The sequence below is a fragment of the Vibrio sp. KUL80 genome (assembly GCF_059725495.1).
This window is the reverse complement of the sequence record NZ_AP045841.1, coordinates 2,513,891-2,532,096: the sequence shown is the minus strand read 5'-3', so window position 1 is coordinate 2,532,096 and position 18,206 is coordinate 2,513,891. Positions and strand designations below refer to the sequence as shown.

General features: G+C 43.2%; 15 protein-coding genes and 1 other RNA gene. 13 read left to right on the top strand and 3 right to left on the bottom strand.

Annotation, left to right across the window (positions count from 1 at the left end):
• The first annotated feature begins 22 nt into the window (after window positions 1–22).
• Window positions 23–1,087, top strand: coding sequence for a YHYH protein (locus AC6I8U_RS11625; protein ID WP_498016971.1), 1,065 nt, complete (start codon window positions 23–25; stop codon window positions 1,085–1,087).
• 56 nt (window positions 1,088–1,143) lie between these two features.
• Here AC6I8U_RS11625 and tesB read toward each other — a convergent pair whose 3' ends face one another.
• Window positions 1,144–2,004, bottom strand: a complete 861-nt coding sequence (gene tesB, locus AC6I8U_RS11620; RefSeq protein WP_042474523.1) for an acyl-CoA thioesterase II — start codon at window positions 2,002–2,004, stop codon at window positions 1,144–1,146.
• Window positions 2,005–2,229: 225 nt separating this feature from the next.
• On the opposite strand from tesB, the gene AC6I8U_RS11615 reads away from it, so the two are divergent.
• Window positions 2,230–2,682, top strand: coding sequence for a YbaY family lipoprotein (locus AC6I8U_RS11615; protein ID WP_234494199.1), 453 nt, complete (start codon window positions 2,230–2,232; stop codon window positions 2,680–2,682).
• Between the two features lie 18 nt (window positions 2,683–2,700).
• On the opposite strand, the gene AC6I8U_RS11610 is transcribed toward AC6I8U_RS11615, so the two are convergent.
• The gene (locus tag AC6I8U_RS11610) at window positions 2,701–3,003 is read right to left on the bottom strand and encodes an MGMT family protein (protein ID WP_234494198.1); all 303 of its coding nucleotides are present in this window, start codon (window positions 3,001–3,003) and stop codon (window positions 2,701–2,703) included.
• 51 nt (window positions 3,004–3,054) lie between these two features.
• On the opposite strand from AC6I8U_RS11610, the gene AC6I8U_RS11605 reads away from it, so the two are divergent.
• The 5 genes from AC6I8U_RS11605 to AC6I8U_RS11585 all read left to right on the top strand — a co-directional run bounded on the left by AC6I8U_RS11605 (window position 3,055) and on the right by AC6I8U_RS11585 (window position 7,783).
• Entirely contained in the window at window positions 3,055–3,795 is a 741-nt protein-coding gene (locus AC6I8U_RS11605) for a VP0952 family biofilm-associated protein (RefSeq protein ID WP_498016970.1), read from the top strand.
• 217 nt (window positions 3,796–4,012) lie between these two features.
• An RNA gene (gene ffs, locus AC6I8U_RS11600) (signal recognition particle sRNA small type) lies at window positions 4,013–4,109 on the top strand.
• A 119-nt stretch (window positions 4,110–4,228) separates the two neighbouring features.
• The gene (locus AC6I8U_RS11595) at window positions 4,229–4,852 is read left to right on the top strand and encodes a Tn7 transposase TnsA N-terminal domain-containing protein (protein WP_498016969.1); all 624 of its coding nucleotides are present in this window, start codon (window positions 4,229–4,231) and stop codon (window positions 4,850–4,852) included.
• A gap of 2 nt (window positions 4,853–4,854) precedes the next feature.
• Window positions 4,855–6,720, top strand: a complete 1,866-nt coding sequence (locus tag AC6I8U_RS11590; RefSeq protein ID WP_498016968.1) for a Mu transposase C-terminal domain-containing protein — start codon at window positions 4,855–4,857, stop codon at window positions 6,718–6,720.
• Window positions 6,689–7,783 (top strand): TniB family NTP-binding protein, encoded by a 1,095-nt coding sequence (locus AC6I8U_RS11585; protein ID WP_498016967.1) that lies wholly within the window; start codon window positions 6,689–6,691, stop codon window positions 7,781–7,783. The genes AC6I8U_RS11590 and AC6I8U_RS11585 overlap by 32 nt, the downstream gene beginning before the upstream one ends.
• Here AC6I8U_RS11585 and AC6I8U_RS11580 read toward each other — a convergent pair.
• A complete protein-coding gene (locus tag AC6I8U_RS11580) occupies window positions 7,780–8,094 on the bottom strand; it encodes a helix-turn-helix domain-containing protein (protein WP_498016966.1) in 315 nt (104 codons plus the stop codon). The genes AC6I8U_RS11585 and AC6I8U_RS11580 overlap by 4 nt on opposite strands.
• An 89-nt stretch (window positions 8,095–8,183) precedes the next feature.
• Between AC6I8U_RS11580 and AC6I8U_RS11575 the strand changes: the two genes are divergently transcribed.
• From AC6I8U_RS11575 to AC6I8U_RS11550, 6 genes are all read left to right on the top strand, one after another.
• Window positions 8,184–8,744: a VspR family transcription factor gene (locus AC6I8U_RS11575; protein ID WP_498016965.1), complete on the top strand. Its 561-nt coding sequence runs from the start codon at window positions 8,184–8,186 to the stop codon at window positions 8,742–8,744.
• On the top strand, window positions 8,738–10,123 hold the full coding sequence (locus AC6I8U_RS11570) for a DEAD/DEAH box helicase (protein WP_498016964.1): 1,386 nt from the start codon (window positions 8,738–8,740) through the stop codon (window positions 10,121–10,123). The genes AC6I8U_RS11575 and AC6I8U_RS11570 overlap by 7 nt, the downstream gene beginning before the upstream one ends.
• A gap of 307 nt (window positions 10,124–10,430) precedes the next feature.
• Window positions 10,431–14,342, top strand: coding sequence for an RNA-directed DNA polymerase (locus tag AC6I8U_RS11565; RefSeq protein WP_498016963.1), 3,912 nt, complete (start codon window positions 10,431–10,433; stop codon window positions 14,340–14,342).
• Entirely contained in the window at window positions 14,339–14,806 is a 468-nt protein-coding gene (locus tag AC6I8U_RS11560; protein ID WP_498016962.1) for a hypothetical protein, read from the top strand. The genes AC6I8U_RS11565 and AC6I8U_RS11560 overlap by 4 nt, the downstream gene beginning before the upstream one ends.
• 98 nt (window positions 14,807–14,904) lie before the next feature.
• Window positions 14,905–16,116 (top strand): TniQ family protein, encoded by a 1,212-nt coding sequence (locus AC6I8U_RS11555; RefSeq protein WP_498016961.1) that lies wholly within the window; start codon window positions 14,905–14,907, stop codon window positions 16,114–16,116.
• A gap of 2 nt (window positions 16,117–16,118) precedes the next feature.
• Window positions 16,119–18,206, top strand: coding sequence for a type I-F CRISPR-associated protein Csy2 (locus AC6I8U_RS11550; RefSeq protein ID WP_498016960.1), 2,088 nt, complete (start codon window positions 16,119–16,121; stop codon window positions 18,204–18,206).

The following is an 18,206-nucleotide window of genomic DNA, read 5'->3' as shown; positions in this document are numbered from 1 at the left end:
TCAATAACACAGGACGTGTAATATGCAGAAGCAACAAGGAACCCTAAAGCTTTCAATGATCTCTTTGCTGGTGGCCGGCAACTTACTTGGCTGCGGAGGAGGTGGAGATGAAAGCTCTAGTGCTTCTGATGATTCGAGTAATAGCAACACTGTGGGGGGCGAAACGCCAGCATCTAACAGTGACATCACAGACACTCTATTTACCAATACTAATGGTGATTGTGAGCAGTATACCGGTGACTACACATCCAATGTAGAAGACATACAGCGCAGCGCTAGCTTCACAGGTAACGTCTCGGTTCAATCCTCCGGTACGCATTGTATTGTTCAGTCAAATGGCATCCCTAATCACGATTTCAACGACGAGTCGGCCTCATTTGCTACCAATGTCTCTGAGCAATCTCAGCAATATGAGTTTGATGCCTCGCCAAGTGTATCGGCGACGGTCACAGAGTTGAGCCTGCCTGTCTCTGAAGCGATTTTGCTCAACGGCGTAAAAGTCGACCTATTAGCAGCAGCTTGCTACGGCGTCGGTAATGAAAAAACCGGATGTGACCAAGATCAGATCGATAACCCATGGCGTTTTGACCCTATGTCCTCTCTGAATCGATTCGGTACCGATGAGCACCATGCGCACGTTCAGCCAGACGGCACATACCATTATCACGGCAATCCTATGGCGATGTTTGAACAAGATTGTGAGGGAGGTGAACCATCACCCGTCATCGGCTTTGCAGCGGATGGTTTTCCCATTTATGGAAGCTGTTACAGAGATCCCGCGGATGGCGTTGTTAAGGCAGCAACATCGAGCTATCAGTTGAAGTCAGGTATTAGGCAGGCAGTGACAGGATATACCACCCCAGTTGCTGGTGGCAGTGTGGTGAGCAACCGCTATGATGGTCAATTTCGTGGTGACTACGAGTACGTCGTTGCACTTGGCTCGCTTGATGAGTGCAACGGGATGACGGTGGAGGGACAGTACGGTTACTACGTCACGAATGCATTTCCGTGGGTGCTGAACTGCTTTAAAGGCGAAGTGGACAGCTCGTTTGGCGCTAACGCTCAAATCAGAAGCCATGCTCACTAGAAAACAAAACGCCTTATCGACGATAAGGCGTTTATTCAGTAAACCGTTTATAAGGCTCAGTCGTTAAAGCGCAGCACACCTTCTTGCGATGTCGATGCTACGAGCTCACCTTTCTGGTTATAGATTTCACCTCTTACTAAGCCACGTGAGTTACTCGCATTCGGGCTGTCGATGGCATAAAGCAGCCATTCGTTGGTGTTCACAGGGCGGTGGAACCACATTGAGTGATCGATAGTCGCCATCTGAAACTTAGGCGCGAAAATGGATACACCATGCGGATGGAGTGCCGTCGTTAAGAAGCGCCAGTCAGAGGCATAACCAAGCACGTATTGGTGGATCAGCTCGTTATTTGGCACTTCACCGTTTGCTCGAATCCAAAGGTATTGCTTTGGCTCAATCTTCTCAGGTTTCAGTGGGTTGACCACATGAACAGGGCGAACTTCAATCGCCTCTTCACTGCAGAACACTTCACGGATTTGTTCTGGCAAAAAGTCAGCAATGCGCATTGCTAACTCGGACTCCGAAGCAAAGTTCTCCGGTCCAGGGACTTCTGGCATGGTATTTTGGTGTTCAAAGCCTGGCGCTTCACAGTGATAGCTTGCGGTGAGATAGAAAATAGGGCGGCCGTTTTGAATCGCTTTGACGCGACGTGTGCTAAAGCTGCGTCCATCTCTTAGGTTCTCGACATCATAGATGATCGGCTTTAGAGGATCGCCAGGATAGAGAAAGTAGCTGTGGAAAGAGTGCACCGTGCGGTCCTCTTCTACCGTATAGCGAGCTGCCGACAGTGCCTGACCGATAACCTGACCACCATAGACTTGTGGTAAGCCTAAGTGTTGGCTCTGGCCTCTAAACAGTCCTTGTTCTAATTGCTCCAATTGCAAAAGTTCGAGTAGTTCAGTTAATGGTTTGCTCATAGATGGATCTTTTCTCTGGGTCTCAATGGGCAAAGTGTGGATTTTACTGATGGATTCGTCAAGCAATTGCTTTTGTAGGAATTCAGTGTTTTTTTCCGAAAAACTCATAGGGAACATCTACGAGTTTCATGAAATCTGTTATCTTTTATTGCATAACCTAGTCTGCGGTTTAACAAACATGATGCAGACCGAATACTCTCTAACTGCTTTATCAAGTGAGGCTTCATGAAATTACTACAAATTGGTGCAATGGCGATGGTGTTGGGCTTGGTGGGTTGCCAAACCGCTCCTCAATCGACAGAAAGTGCCACCCCAGCGAGTGAGCAAACTGAGATGAAAGAGACGATGGCAGCGGTAAAAGGCACAATAGCTTACCGTGAACGAATCGCATTACCTGCTGATGCGGTAGTTACCGTGAAACTGCAAGATGTGTCGCTTCAAGATGTTGCAGCAAAGGTGATTAGTGAGCAGACCTTTACCACAGATGGTGCGCAGGTTCCTTTTGATTTTGAGCTGAGCTATGACACCAAAGACATTAATCCTAAGCACACTTACAGTGTGAGCGCGCGCATTGAAGTGGCTGGTAAGCTGCGCTTTATCTCAGATACCTCTTACCCAGTTATCACGGATGCAAACAAAACAGAGCAGGTTAACCTTCTGCTAGTGGGCGTAAGATAATTGAGTGAGTTGGCAGTCTTACGGCTGCCAACCGAACTCTTTCAAGCGCACGCGCCCTTTCACTGAAAACTCGACACCTTCTTCCATTAATATCGATCTCTGTCTCAAAAACGAATCTCCCTTAAGAGAAATTTCTCCTTTACCGTTGATGACGCGGTGCCAGGGTAGGCTGCTCCCTTCAGGCAAGCCACCAAGCGCCTTACCAACGTGTCTTGCATAGCCAGGATAGCCCGCCATTTTTGCAATTTGACCGTAAGTTGCTACTTTTCCGAATGGAATTTGGTGAATTACTGCAAAGATTTGCGCCTTAAATTGATCCATACTGAAACTGTCCTAGTTCATTTTTGCCACGGAAAGGTATTTGGGGGAGCTATGGTATTTTCGGTGTTTCAATTCATAATCACAAGCTTACTGGCCATGATTTGTGCCAGAACGATAGGTGTCATTGAAGGCGACATTCCCGTACTTGCGGTGATGATTCCTGCGCTATGGATATTGCCTCAGGGTGGTGTTGCAGGGTTGATGCTACTCGCATCCATGGTCGTCTACGGTCTCACGCTTCCTCTGCAATCTATCGCCATGTCGGTGGCGGTCTGGATACTAATACCCGTCTTCATGGTCGCGTTCTCTAAGCGCAGTAATATCTGGATAGTCAGCATCGTCGGGCTTATCGTCCTTACGCTCAATGTCGGGATTATGTTGACCCAATCTGCAGGTAAACTTGGTGGCACGCCAATGGTGACGCTGGTACAAGCATTCTCGGTCTTTGTTGCTTGGTACGCTGCGAAAAACTGGAAGGGATCGACCGAGCACAGCTGGTGGTCACTGTTCTTAATCTTACCAATATGGGCTGCTGGTCTGCCATATGCAGCGCTAATCTCGCTTTGCATGACAGGCATGCTCGCATCCATGGAAAGTCTGGGCAGGCTTAAAACCTTTAAATGGAACAAGCTGCTTTGCTGGACACTTCCGACGGTCGGCTTTGCTGCGATAGTGGTGGTGCCTACCATCGATGTTCCTAAGCCAGTCTTTGTAGTTTGGCTATGCCTACTTGGCACGGCGTGGATGACCGACTACATCTTAAACATCGATGATGAGCAACAAGAGACCTGACTTCGACAAGTCAGTAGCAATGGCATAGATAAACGCGCTCAACAGCCTTGCAACCGCAGGAATGTTGGGCGCTTTGATTAATCTGTAAGCACTTAACAGATAAAGCAAACAGTTTTCCTCGCTACCCCTTGCATTCAGCGCCGCGATACCAGATAATCCTCCCACGCTTTGCAGCAGTGACCCTTCACTTAGGCAACAGCAAAAAAATCTATGGAGGTCTTGGTCCTCTCGCAACAATAGCTCGTGAACTCGGTCAGGTCCGGAAGGAAGCAGCCGCAGCGAGTGACTTGTGTGCCGGGATGTGGCTGAGGTCTCCACCCATTTGAAGCCTGCAATATATGTTCGCATAAATTGCAGGCTTTCTTCATATTTGCACCATAAGTCTTCATAGTCTATTTTTTCGTTGTAGGTTTACAACAAAAGTGATTTTGCTATGTTCGACCAAACCAAGAAGTCTTCTCACGTACATAACATCTGTAAGTTCATGAGCTTGAAGAATGATGCAGTTGTTCGCACTCTGTCCATCTTAGAGTTTGATTTCTGTTTTCACCTCGAATATAACGCAGAAATCAAAAGTTTTACCTCCCAACCTTTCGGCTTCCACTATCAATTCAATAATCGAAAGTGCCGATATACCCCCGACTTTTTGGCGACAGATCACGATGACCATTCAACTTTCTTCGAAGTAAAACACTCCAGCCAGATTCTCAAACCTGACTTTAGGGAACGATTCAAAGAGAAACAAAGAGTTGCATTCAACGAATTTAACAGACGTTTAGTTTTAGTTACTGAGAAGCAAATTAGAATGGGACCAACTTTAGATAACTTCAAGCTACTACACCGTTACTCCGGCTTGCGAACCGTGACTGAGTTTCAAAAGCTAGTGTTGGCGTTTATTCAACGTAAACAAATGGTGAAGTTACAAGAGGTATCTTTGTATTTCGGTTTATCGGAGCAGGACACACTTATCTCTACTCTACCTTGGATCTCTTCAGGGCAAGTTAAAACAGACCTAAGCGGAATTGGCTTTGGTCTCGAAACCTACGTTTGGTGTTAACTATGTCATCGGACTCTAATAACATTTTTGGGTTCTTTGATGAGTTTGAAGCTTCAGAAGGAGAGCCTCAGCAGCTTCCAATAGAGCTAACTCAAGAACCTGTTGAAATTTCTTCAACTATTGATTCTCAATCACCAAAAGTACAGCAAGAAGTTATCCGTCGTATCAAAATCATCACGTTCGTGGAGAAGCGTCTAAAAGGTGGATGGACCGAGAAAAACTTGAACCCTATCTTAAATTTCGTGGAATCGGAATTACAGCTCACTCCACCGAGTTGGCGGACTTTAGCAACTTGGAAAAAATCTTACTTTGAAGCGGGTAAAGACCCCTGTGCACTTATTCCGAAGCATACGTTTAAGGGTAATCGCCAAAAAGAAATGGACTCGCAATCCTTGATTGACGAGGCGATTAAGAATGTATACTTGACTCGTGAACGACTTAGCGTTGCAGATGCATACCGATATTATAAGAGCCGAGTGATTCAAATAAATCGAGGGATTGTGGAAGGCAAAATCAAGCCAATTTCTGAACGTTCATTTTATAATCGAATAAATGAGTTACCTCCTTATGAAGTGGCGATTGCGAGATTTGGCAAACGATATGCAGACCGAGAATTTCGCTCAGTTGGTCAGCAAGTAGCTGCGACCAAACCAATGGAATATGTCGAAATTGACCATACACCAGTTCCAGTAATTTTGATTGATGACGAGCTAGATATTCCTTTGGGACGACCCTATCTGACGATGCTTTATGACCGTTTCAGTAAATGTATCGTAGGGTGCAGTATCAACTTTAGAGAGCCGAGTTTTGACTCTGTCAGAAAGGCGCTATTGAACTCGCTACTGGATAAAAGTTGGGTAAAACAAAGGTATCCATCCATTGAAAATGAATGGCCTTGTCAAGGTAAGATTGACTGTTTAGTCGTCGACAATGGTGCCGAGTTTTGGAGCCAAAGCTTAGAAGATTCATTACGGCCTCTAGTGTCTGATATCCAATACAGTCAAGCGGCTAAACCTTGGCGAAAGTCAGGTATCGAAAAGCTGTTTGATCAGATGAACAAAGGGTTAGTGAACGCACTGCCTGGAAAAACGTTCACCAATCCTACTCAACTTCAAGACTACAACCCTAAAAAGGATGCGGTGGTTAGAGTTTCCGTGTTTCTTGAGTTGTTTCATAAGTGGATTGTCGATTATTACCATATGGCTCCTGATTCAAGAGAACGTGACATTCCATACCACAAGTGGAATCAATCGGAATGGACTCCCTCTTACTACAGTGGTGCAGAGAAGGAGCAATTGAAAGTTGAATTAGGTTTGCTTAGACACCGAACTATTGGAGTTGCAGGGATTAGGCTTCATAACCTACGCTATCAGTCCTCAGAACTTATTGAATACCGTAAATATTGGGCGTCCAACAATGGCAAAAAGCTGTTTGTTAAGACCAAAACAGACCCTTCTGATATCAGCTATATCCACGTTTACCTAGAATCGGAAAAGAGGTACATAAAAGTTCCAGCGGTAGACAACAGTGGATATACAAAAAGGCTGTCGCTTTTTGAACACGAGCGAATACAAAAAGTACGCAGGCTCAATACAAAGCAGCTTGTTGATGATGAGGCGCTTGCCGATACATTTCTATATATGAAAAAACGTATTCAGGAAGAAACCGACAGATTCCGCAGTGCAAAAAGTAATAGGGCTAGCCTGCCTAAAACGGGTAACACTTCGAAATTAGCAAAGTTTAATGATGTGGGTTCAGACGGGCCAAGCTCAATCAATACGACTCCAGTTAAACAAGAAAACACTGCAGTGCTCGATGTCTCAGAGCAGTTATCTGATGATGATTTTGAAGATATTGAGGGGTATTAATTTGAACTTAACATCTAGACAGTTTGAACAGCTAAGATCCTTTGAAACTTGCTTTATCGAGTACCCTGCAATAACTGAAATCTACTCTATTTTCGATCAACTTCGTTTTAATCACTCCCTTGGGGGTGAACCGGAGTCTTTCTTGTTAACTGGTGAGGCCGGAAGTGGAAAAACGGCTTTGATTAACAATTATCTATCACGCTTTCCGTCTAGTTCAACTTGGGGCAAACAACCTGTTCTTAGCACCAGAGTGCCGAGCCGATTAAATGAACAGAACACGCTAACCCAATTTTTAGTTGATTTACATGGAAAGTCAGGCGGAAGAAGTACCCGACGACATAATGAAATTGCCCTTGGTGAGGCTGTAGTAAAGCAACTCAAACGTAAATCCGTTGAGCTAATTATCATCAATGAAATTCAAGAGCTTGTAGAATTTTCTACAGCAGAAGAAAGGCAAGCTATTGTTAATACGTTCAAATATATAAGTGAAGAATCAAAAGTCTCGTTTGTGTTGGTTGGTATGCCATATGCTGATGTCATAGCGACAGAGCCACAATGGAATTCGCGATTAAGTTGGAGACGAAAGATTCATTATTTTAAGCTGTTGAAAGCTACCAGCCATTCGAGTGTAGAGGCACCTTATAACTTTGACTTGGAGCAAAAAAAGCATTTTGCCAAATTTGTCGCAGGTTTGAGTGCGAGAATGGGCTTTGATGAATCGCCAGTGCTTACAAAAAATGAAGTGTTATACCCTTTGTTCGTTATGTGTAGAGGGGAGTGTCGAGCGTTAAAGCACTTCTTGAAAGATGCACTACTAATGAGTTTCAATGAGAACGTTGGTACGATAGACAAAGCGATATTGTCACGCACGTTTTCATTTAAGTTTCCCTATTTGGATAATCCCTTTGATTGTCCTGTGGAGGAGCTTCGTCTTCTCCAAATTGACTCTGGATCGTCTTACAACCTAAATGCGATTTCTTCGGAAGATAAGATTCTTGCTCCGCGATTTACGGATGCTATCCCGTTGAGTATGTTGTTGAGCAAAAATGGCCTCAAAGCTTAGAGGTGACCTTCGCTATTTAGGTTTTCCAGTAGCGCCTTCTTCTCTTCATCACTCAGCTTATCAATCGCACACGCCAACTCAGCACTCAATTCATTCCTACAGAAAAAGTAATTCAGCGGCACATCTAACTCTTCAGCCATGCGTTCAAGCGTACCGATATCCGGCACGTGCCTACCTTTCTCATAATGGTTCATTCGCCCACTAGCAGAGCTTGGTTCCATACCTATTTTCACCCCTAAATCTTTTTGGGTGATCTTGGCTTTTTTACGCGCAGCTTTGAGCCTCGCTGGGATTGGGTTGTCTTTTTGCACTTAGACATTTCTTATCAACCTTTCGATAACTTAGATTGTCTAAGTTTTACTGATTTTTGTATACTTAGCAATCCTAAGTTTTTATGCGTATGAATGATCAAATGACACAGCCCCAAAAAATCAATGCCTACATGTTTAACCTACTGATTAAAAGAGAGATGGACAACTTTTCGGTGACAGAGGCAAGAGATGCTTTGATGGATCTAAGCGAAGAATTTAAAACCCAACAAGAAGCTAGGAAGTATGTCTATCGGCAACTTTTGGCGTTTGAGCGCAAAGGTTGGTTAGTATCTAGGGGGCACAATAGATCGAAAAAGTATCAAAAAACTGAGTTGATGAAGTCTCTCTCTTTGACTCCGCGTAAGCTAAAAAGTGATTTAAGTGAAGTTGTAGCCGCCCCAAATACACTAGAACACGTTGATTTGAGGGTTTTGCAAAAAGAGAAAAGTAAGTACGAAGGAGAGCTTGCTATTGTGCTCAGTGAAGTCGAAGAGTATCAATCTTTGATGGAACGATTTCCGAAGAAAAAAGATATGTTTATGACCATGTTTACTGAAAGTAAGGAGTATTCAGCTAAGTTGTTGGGCAAGATTAATGCTTTATCTAAGGTTCTATTGGTGTCCAAAACAGAAGGCTCATTCTCATGTTGAGGTTGTGGCAGGAAGAGTGTGTTGCCGCTGCACTCGAAAAGTATATGACTTCAACAAGACACTTTTTTTGCCAAGCGACGCCCGGTGCCGGTAAAACGGTGATGGCAGCTGAACTGACGAAGTGCTTAATTCGAGAGGACAAAATTGACCTTGTTCTCTGTTTCTCCCCATCTTCCATCGTCGCACTTGGAATTAAAGAGACGTTTGCTAGGCACTTAAATTGTTCTTTTGATGGTGGTATGGGAGCTATGGGCGCTTCCTATACGTACCAGTCTATCCGTTTTTTAGATGATGCTTTTTGGAACACCATAAGAAAGTATCGCGTCTTGGTTGTTTTTGACGAGATCCATCACTGTTCATTTGATGAAGAAGGTCGTTCAAATGCTTGGGGTGAGCAAATTATCACTAAGATACAGGGCCTTGCTCGCTATACATTGGCATTATCGGGGACCCCATGGCGTTCAGATAGCGTACCTATAGCGATGGCCGAGTATACCGACCCCGACGGTTGTTTGCTTTGCGATTATCAATACGATTTAAGACGTGCAGTACAAGAGAGAGTATGCCGTGCTCCCAAGATTGTTTTGGTAGACAGCGAGCAGCTTTCACTAACGGAAGGTACTGAAGTTAAAAAGTACGCATCTATTTTGGAAATGCTAAAGCAATCAAATGCTTCCTACCGTAGTGTGATTCAAAACGAGTCAGCGATGACCCACTTACTCGAACTAGGCGTTAATAAGCTGAATGAGATTCGACAGAGCTCTCCAGAGGCAGGTGGGCTTATCGTCGCGGCATCTGTACAACATGCTAAGACTATTCAATCACTATTGATCCAACATTTTGGTCAATCAGCGAGTATCGTAACGTACCAGCATGAGAACCCGTTGGAGGAGATAGAGGTTTTTCGACACTCCAATACTCAGTGGATTGTCAGTGTCGGAATGATAAGTGAAGGTACAGATATTCCTAGGTTGCAAGTTTGCTGCCATTTGAGCGCAGTAAAAACCGAGTTGTATTTTAGGCAAGTGTTAGGGCGAATTTTGAGGGTCAACAAGGCTTCAAACCAAGAAGCTTGGTTGTATACCTTTGCTGAAGAAAAGCTAATAGGTTTCGCTGAGCGAATTGAGCAAGACATCCCAGAGACATGTTTGTATCTAAAACAACATTCTAAGGAACTAAGTGGTCTTACTGGTGAGCCAGAAGTGAGCATAAGGGTAAGTACAGGTAAGACTCCATTTCAAACATCTGGTTCCGATCTCAACTGGCACGACTCGGGAGCACAGTCAGTTGGGCTGTCGAATTCAACTCTATCGCAAGAAGAGCTAAAGCTTGGCCAATTCAGGCAGCGTGTCATTTCGGCATTTTTCAACAGGCTATAAAATGGTTAGCTTAGGACAATCGAGGTCAAAGTGTGAGCAAGAGTACAAATAACAAGATGATTCTAAAGGTAATACATTCAGTTTGATATGAACTTTGTTATATACTGAACCATCAATACGTTTCTTCGAGTCTGCAATATGGTCAAGGACATCAATATAGCAAAGCTGATCGAAACTGATATGGTCAACAAAGTGAATCTTTTCATGTCATGTCCGATCAACTCATAGCTCGCTTAAAAGACTCTCAAACCACTCAATTTGACTTCACAGACATTATTGTTAAACAGGCTGTTTAGGGAATTAGACCATGCCGATAATTGCAAAAAAATATGAGCAGCTTGCTTTAGATGACGAATACTTAACGGACAGTTTGTTGATGACGCTTGCATGGAAAAAAAGTCATCAATATATCCGTACTGCTAATTGGTATGCCGACAATTTTGAATTGGACTTGTCGGCATTATCGTTGTTGGAAAGTGCACAGCAGTGGTGCAATGATTTACAACAAGATGAATTGACTTTTCAGCCTTTAGAGCTTGTCCCCGCACCTAAGCAACATAACTGGGAGTTCAAAAAGACAGAATTTGGTTCAGAAGAATGCTTAACATGGAAGCCGAAAAACCAAGCTTTGGATGAGTACAATCAGAAGCCTGAAAAAATTAAAAAGATCATTGAAAAACCTGCAGATATAGCATTTTCACTGAGACCACTTGCACATATGCCTATTCGTGAACAAAGTATGATGACTTTGTTGATGATGTGTATAGGTAATCAGGTTGAAACGAGGCAAGGTGATCCCAGCACTGAGTTAGAGTTTGTTCATGAAAAAGAAGTGGTGAGTTACGGTAATCGCCTTTATTGCCGCTACGATGAACAGGGTAATGCGGAGCATAGTTATGGTGGCACTACCACTTACAGTAAATTTTTTGTTGATAACCGAAAGTTTTTAGAACGCCCTTTCTATTTTGCAAAGAAAGCGAGAGCTGAACTTGATGATAACCATGAAGTATTCATTCTAGATTTGGACCTCGCCAAGTTTTTTGATTTGGTTAACCGCAAAAAGTTGTGCGAGCTCATAAAAACTGTTGGTAACGTGGAAGCTAAACCCGTAGGTGAAGTTAAACATCTTAATAAACTGCTGGTAGCCTTTGAAACTTGGGAGTGGAGCAAACTCGCTGCTACGGAATATAATAAGGTTTGTAAAAATGAAGAGGTGATGTCTGCACCGAAAGGAATTCCACAGGGTTTAGTAGCTGGCGGCTTTTTAGCTAACGTATACATGCTTGAGTTTGACGAAAACCTTAGGGATTTAATTGGGAATATATTAGAGCCTACAATCCGTAACGCTGAGATTGAAGTTACTTTGGTTGATTATTGCAGATATGTTGATGACATGCGATTGGTTGTATCTGTGACATCTACAATTCCTGATACCTCGATTTCTAAATTTGATGTAGAAGAGCTCGTCATTGCAGCTATCAAAGAAGTCATCAAAGAATCTAAATTAGATGACCTGAAGTTAAACGACGCTAAAACTAAAATACAGCGCTATCAGCCACGTGTAGCGGGAATATCTAGGGAGCTTACCCATATTCAGAAAAAACTTAGCGGGCCAATTGCATTTGATGAGTCTCAAGAAACCCTAGGTCAGCTTGAATCTTTACTATCTATCGTTGCCAATGACCAAATACTGGAACAAGGTGATACATGTACTCCAAACAGGCTCGCTCAAATAAATAAAAGCGAACTTGATGTCCGTGATGATACCATCAAGCGCTTTGCCGCCAATAAAATATCCAAGCTACTGAAAGGCATTCGTAATTTCAGCGCTCATGAAGTTGATGCTAATGGAAACGTTATTGCAGGTGATTGGGATTATTTACAAGAGCGATTAGCGAGACGCTTGATAGCAGCATGGTCACATGATCCTTCGCTCGTGTTACTACTAAAAAAAGGTCTAGAGCTTTATCCATGTAGTCGTTTGTTGGAGCCTGTTTTAGAGCAGTTAAACAAGAAGTTAATTGACCCTGAGATTAAAATTCAATCGGTTGCGCGATACTGCCTATCAGAAGTATTTCGTCATAGTGCAGCTGTAATTCATCGTTTAGACCCTAAATATATCCCACGTCATGCTAAATATGACGAATATTTTGAACACCTTCAACATAAAGCAATGTTGGTTTGCCAAGATACAGATGATAGTGAGGGCAAATTTGATCTGTTGCTTGAGCAAGCACAGTTTTTACTGCTTTGTAGGCTAGATTCGAACCTAGAAGAAAGTTCGAGTAATGCTGATCACGATATGATTATTAAGTTTATCAAAGGCTTTAGGGATATTTCAGTCGATAGTACAGTAAATGCGTCTAGAGTTGCAGCAAATGTGTTGCTTGCGGCACAACTTAGCGATGACAGCAAATCTTTGAATCGTTCGATTTCATGCTTTTTGGAAAAGTTAAGACCAGATGTTTGCTTGGCTATCTTAACCAAGATTGCTTCGCAAAATCTAACTCTATTCATAGCCTTAATCAGGCATGCTCGTTCTCTTGGTATTGAATGGGCAAAACAAGCGAGTACTAAAGCACTTGCTAAGCAGTATGCGATTGATTGTAAAGCTTCGCTGGGACCATTGGATAAGATCAGTGGAGAAAAGTCATTACTAAGCATTATTCAACGAAGTGATAATCCTTTTGCGAATGAAGTCATGTTGCTCAAATTGATGTTGTCGTTGCTGGAAGAGCCTAAGCAATTACTTGAAGCCAATACGAGTCAACTGATAGATGTTAGGCAAACCAAAGTGGCACTCGAAGGTGCAAGTTTTCATCGTACTCCTCAGCTAGAACTGTTCAATACTAAATTAACAGTCAATCTAGCACTTACCGAATCTCAGTCGCAGCTAAGCCCTCACTTAACCGGAGTATCCTCTGAAGTTAGTGTGCTCCAAAAAATCGCCATTTGCGCCCGCTCTGCATTAGTTGGGAATATAGATTGGTCTGGATTTGGTTCATCTATAACAGCAAAACTTGGTTATAGAGGAATTAAAACGAGTCCAGATAAAAGAACATTGGGGATGATGAATACACCACAGGCTATAGTTGGTGAATCTGCACAAGTTTCTCATTGGTTGACCACATTGATATCTAAGCTTCTCATTTGGCCTGGTATCAATGTTAACGACCAAGGTTATATATGGCCTAACCAATGGACCATCGCCTCTTTTAAAAATCTAATTGTTCAACGTTTAAGTACTTTAGAAAAAATGTACTGTAGGCACTCAAATATGCCTAGTTTGATTGAATCAGTAATGCTTGATTGGACGGAGGACAAGCGTGAATTAACTGTTGCAATGGTTCAGTCAAAGCTGCCTCGGATTCGTGATTTTGATGATTACGGTTGGATGTTAGATGATAAGAAGTTTCAGTCTATTCATCGAAGGCACGTAGCCGATGTGGCTACATTGGTTTGCAAGCATATTGATGCCCAGCGTGTAACTGATGAGGAACGGAATGAGAGAGGTCAAAAAATTGATTTAATCGTATGGCCTGAACTATCAGTCCATCGAGATGATATGGATATTCTGATTGATCTATCGCGCAAGAGTCATGCAATCATCTATGCGGGGTTAGTTTTTATTGAACAGGAGGGTGTTCAAGGGCCAAATAACTGTGCCGTCTGGATCGTACCACCAAAGGCAAATACTAATCAAAAGGAGCTTATTCGGTTCCAAGGCAAGCAGAATATGATGTCTGCTGAAAAAGGTCATATTCAGTCATGGCGACCGTATCAATTGATGCTTGAATTAAAGCATCCTAGGTTTCCTAACGATACAGGCTTTATGCTAACAGGCTCAATTTGTTATGACGCCACAGATATATCTTTAAGTGCTGACTTACGAGATAAGTCCAATGCTTATGTTGTATGTGCACTAAATCGAGATGTAAATACGTTTGACACTATGATTGACGCACTTCACTACCATATGTTCCAACCTGTGGTGTTAGTTAACTCAGGTGAGTACGGAGGTTCTTGCGCAAAAGCCCCTTACAGCGAACCGTATCACCGCCTAATTGCTCATAGTCACGGGAATAACCAAGTATCCATTAACACCTTTGAAATGAATATGTATGACTTTAGGCGTGACGATGTGGGTAAAGGGATGAAATCAGATAAAGCTGTTAAAACACAGCCTGCTGGTGTAATGATGCAAGAGGATAAAAAATGACATGCTTTAAAACTGGTTGGGCCGCCTTGCTTGACGTTAGTCTGTGGGTAAGTTGGGCTAATATCATTGCTTGCGTAGTAGCAATTGTAGCTGCCTTTTTTGCTTATCGGCAATGGACCAGCTCAAAAGAGGAAGCGAGAAGAGCCACTGCGTACTCTGCTTATTCAAAGTTTTTGGAGTTGTGCCAACAATCGCCTGATTTTGCTTACGCAGATGAGCAAGTGATAAAAGTTAATCAAAAAGATTATATTCAGTACCGTTGGTTTGTAGCACAGATGCTATTTGCGTTTGAACAGATATTGGATGTGCTTCCAAATGATGAAGAATGGAAGGTTACGATTAGGAATCAGCTAACGAAACACGTTTGGCATTTAAAAAACTCAGGTTCCGTTAAGAGAAAAGAGTGGAGCAGGTCTTTGCAAGTATTAATTGAAGCAGAAATAGCTACTAAAGTGGAAAGCTAAGGATCGGCTTTTAGTCACAATTCGCTCTAGAGGAATTTGATTTTCTGCAATTAGCTGAAATACTAAAACTTAGAATTTCTAAGTTTTAGTGGTGGCATGTGGATACGGACATTCAGCTTTACCCTGACGAATCGCTTGAAAGCTTTCTGTTACGCTTGAGCCAATATCAAGGTTATGAGCGCTACTCTCATTTCGCTGAAGATATTTGGTATGAGACACTAAACTCTCATGAGGCTATTCCCGGTGCTTTCCCGTTAGAGGTCAATCGCGTTAATACCTACCACGCTCAAACCACAAGCCAGATGCGGGTTAGAGTGCTCATCCAACTTGAAAAGCGATTAGAGCTTAATAGACATGGCGCACTCAGGCTTGCGTTAAATCACTCCAAATCTATATTCTCTCCTGATTATAAAGCTGTTCACCGTTTTGGAATCGATTACCCCTTCACTTTTCTTCGAAAACGTTTTACGCCGATCTGTCCACTTTGCTTGGCGGAAGCACCTTATATTCGACAAAGCTGGCACTTTGTTCCTATCCAAGCTTGTGAAAAACATCAATGTGAATTGATGGCTCGCTGTCCTGAGTGCAAATCGTTACTTGAATATCAAAATACCGAGAGCATCACACATTGTGAGTGTGGTTTCGATCTGCGAGAAAGCGAAGTAGAAGCTGGACCGAATTCTGAGTTAATTACGGCAAAATGGTTAATTGGAGAGAACTCTGTTGAAACGGGATTGATGAGCAAAGCAATAACGGTATCAGAGCGTTATGGTGTCTTGCTTTGGTATGTAAACCGATACGGCGAGTTAGGTGAGATTAGCTTTGATGCCTTTATTGAATATTGCTCGGCGTGGCCAGAAAAACTGAAGCAAGATTTAGATGCGTTGGTTGAAAAAGCAGATGTTGTTCGAACCAAGGATTGGCGAAAGCTGTTTTTCACAGAGGCGTTTGGCAGTTTACTCAAAGATTGTCGCCAGCTACCGAGCCGCGAGTTAAGCAAAAATGTTGTATTGGTTGAGGTGTTCAAGTATCTCTCAGAGCTTGTGGCAGACAATCCGGCATCATCTAAGGGAAATGTCGCAGATGTGCTATTAAGCCCTCTAGAAGCTTCTACATTGCTCTCCTGCACTACGGATGAAGTGTATCGGTTATATGAGTTCGGTGAAATCAAGGCGGCTATCAGGCCGCGTATGCACACCAAAATAGCCAGCCATGAGTCCGCCTTCACTCTAAGAAGCGTTGTAGAAACAAAGTTAACTCGAATGTGCTCGGAAACCGATGGGCTCAGCGTTTATTTACCGGAGTGGTAAACATGACTAAATTTGCAGATTTTCTGGTAATCGAAGATGTTGCGGTAAAACAAGCGGCAATGAAAAAATGGTTTATGCCTTACACTGCCGACGTAGAAGTTGATGGGTTTGAGGAAGCGGCGTTAACGGTACTAGTTAACTTAAGCTCTCATCATAAAGGCGATAAATGCAAGGATTGGTTAGACAAACTCCGTGCGAAGCAGCATTTGAGCGATTCAGAAAACATAGAGTCGTCATTGGCAGAGTTGAAATGGTTTCACTCGCACAATTTGAAGTTTCCGGACTGCCGCGTAAGAGAGCAAAGGCTCATCGCAAAACCGCTTCCAACGGAAGAAGTGTTTATTTCGGGAAGAAGTCTTGAACCGAGTTTAGGCTGGACGCACAACTCAGCATACTACCGACATGTATTGTGGTTATTGAACCCTTTTCGTTGGCAATCCAAATCAACCAATGTTCTCACGTTAGTGCGAGAAGGACAGCCGATTTGGTTGGCGTTATTGCAAGAATTTGGATTGGAGGTCAAATCACTCGTCTCTTTGCAAAAGGCGATTAACGCACAAGTTCCAGATTCAACCTTTCCAACATCAGTCAGTTCGTATAGTAAGCAAATGCGACTTCCGTGTGGTGATGATTATGTTTCCATCACGCCAGTTGTGAATAATTCAATACAGCGAGAGTTAGAAGTTCGCGCTCGTGATACAAACAGCAAGCTTAGTTTTGTAACCTCTTCACTGCCCAACTCTGCCAGTATTGGTAGCTTGTGTGGGAGTCTTGGGGGCTTTATGAAGGTGATGAACTATCCGCTTGAGATTAAACCAGCACCACAAGGGACGCTAGCGGCAAGTCGTAACAAAACAGGGTATTACCTTGACGACTATCAGGTGACGAATTATCAGATTTGTCAGGTGCTCAATAGGATGACTGGCGCCGAACCCCTTAAAACCAAAAAGCAAAGAGACAAAGCGCGTAACGTTCAAAGCAAGATCCTAAGAAAGCAGATAGCGCTGTGGATGCTGCCATTGATTGAACTGCGAGACCGAGCAGATTTAACCCCAAGCGAACAGCTTTTAGAAAATGACGATCCTTTAGCCCATGATTTTTTGACGCTGCCTGAAGTAGAGCTGAAATCACTCGCAACGCAATTCAACCATCGGCTTCACTATGCGTTTCAGGAGAATAAGTTTACTCATAAGTTCGCCTACCACCCACGGCTGCTACAAGTTGTTAAAGCTCAGATAGTGTGGGTACTTAGCCAATTGAGCAAACCAAGCACTAGTGATGAGACGGTCCAAAGCGAGCAATACATTTATCTTTCTTCCATGCGAGTTCAAGATGCCGTGGCGATGAGCTGCCCATATTTGTGTGGAGCACCATCACTTACGGCCATTTGGGGCTTCATGCACTACTATCAAAGAGAGCTTAATCGGTTGATTGGAAGCGACTCACCGTTTGAGTTTTCGAGCTTCTCATTTTTCATTCGAAGCGAAGATATCCAATCTACAGCAAAACTGACCGAACCGAACTCTGTTGTAACTAAGCGAACGGTTTCTAATGCCAAACGGTCGACGATCCGCAGTGAGAGGTTAGCCGATTTAGAGATAGATATGGTGATTCGAGTCAATGGTAGCGAGCGATTGTCAGACTACTTATCTGAGTTAAAAGCAACGTTACCAACGGCCTTTGCGGGAGGGTATTTATTTCAGCCGCAGATTTCAGCTGAAGTTAATTGGTTGACAACGTTTAGCAGCCGATCTGAACTGTTTCATACTATCAAGGGCGCTCCGGCTTGCGGGCGTTGGCTGTATCCTAGTGAGCAGCAACCTAGTAACTTTGATGAACTTGAGGAAAAGATTGTCGACGATAGCGATAACATTCCAGTTTCCCTAGGTTATCACTTGTTAGAAAAACCGACAGTTCGTGCGAACTCGATAACAGAACATCATGCCTATGCTGAGAATGCGTTAGGGATTGCTAAGCGAGTAAATCCGATCGAAGTTCGATTTAGTGGGCGAGGTCACTATTTTGAGCGAGCGTTTTGGTCGCTAGAATCCAGTGGCGAAACTATTCTTATAAAAAACTATAGGAATTAG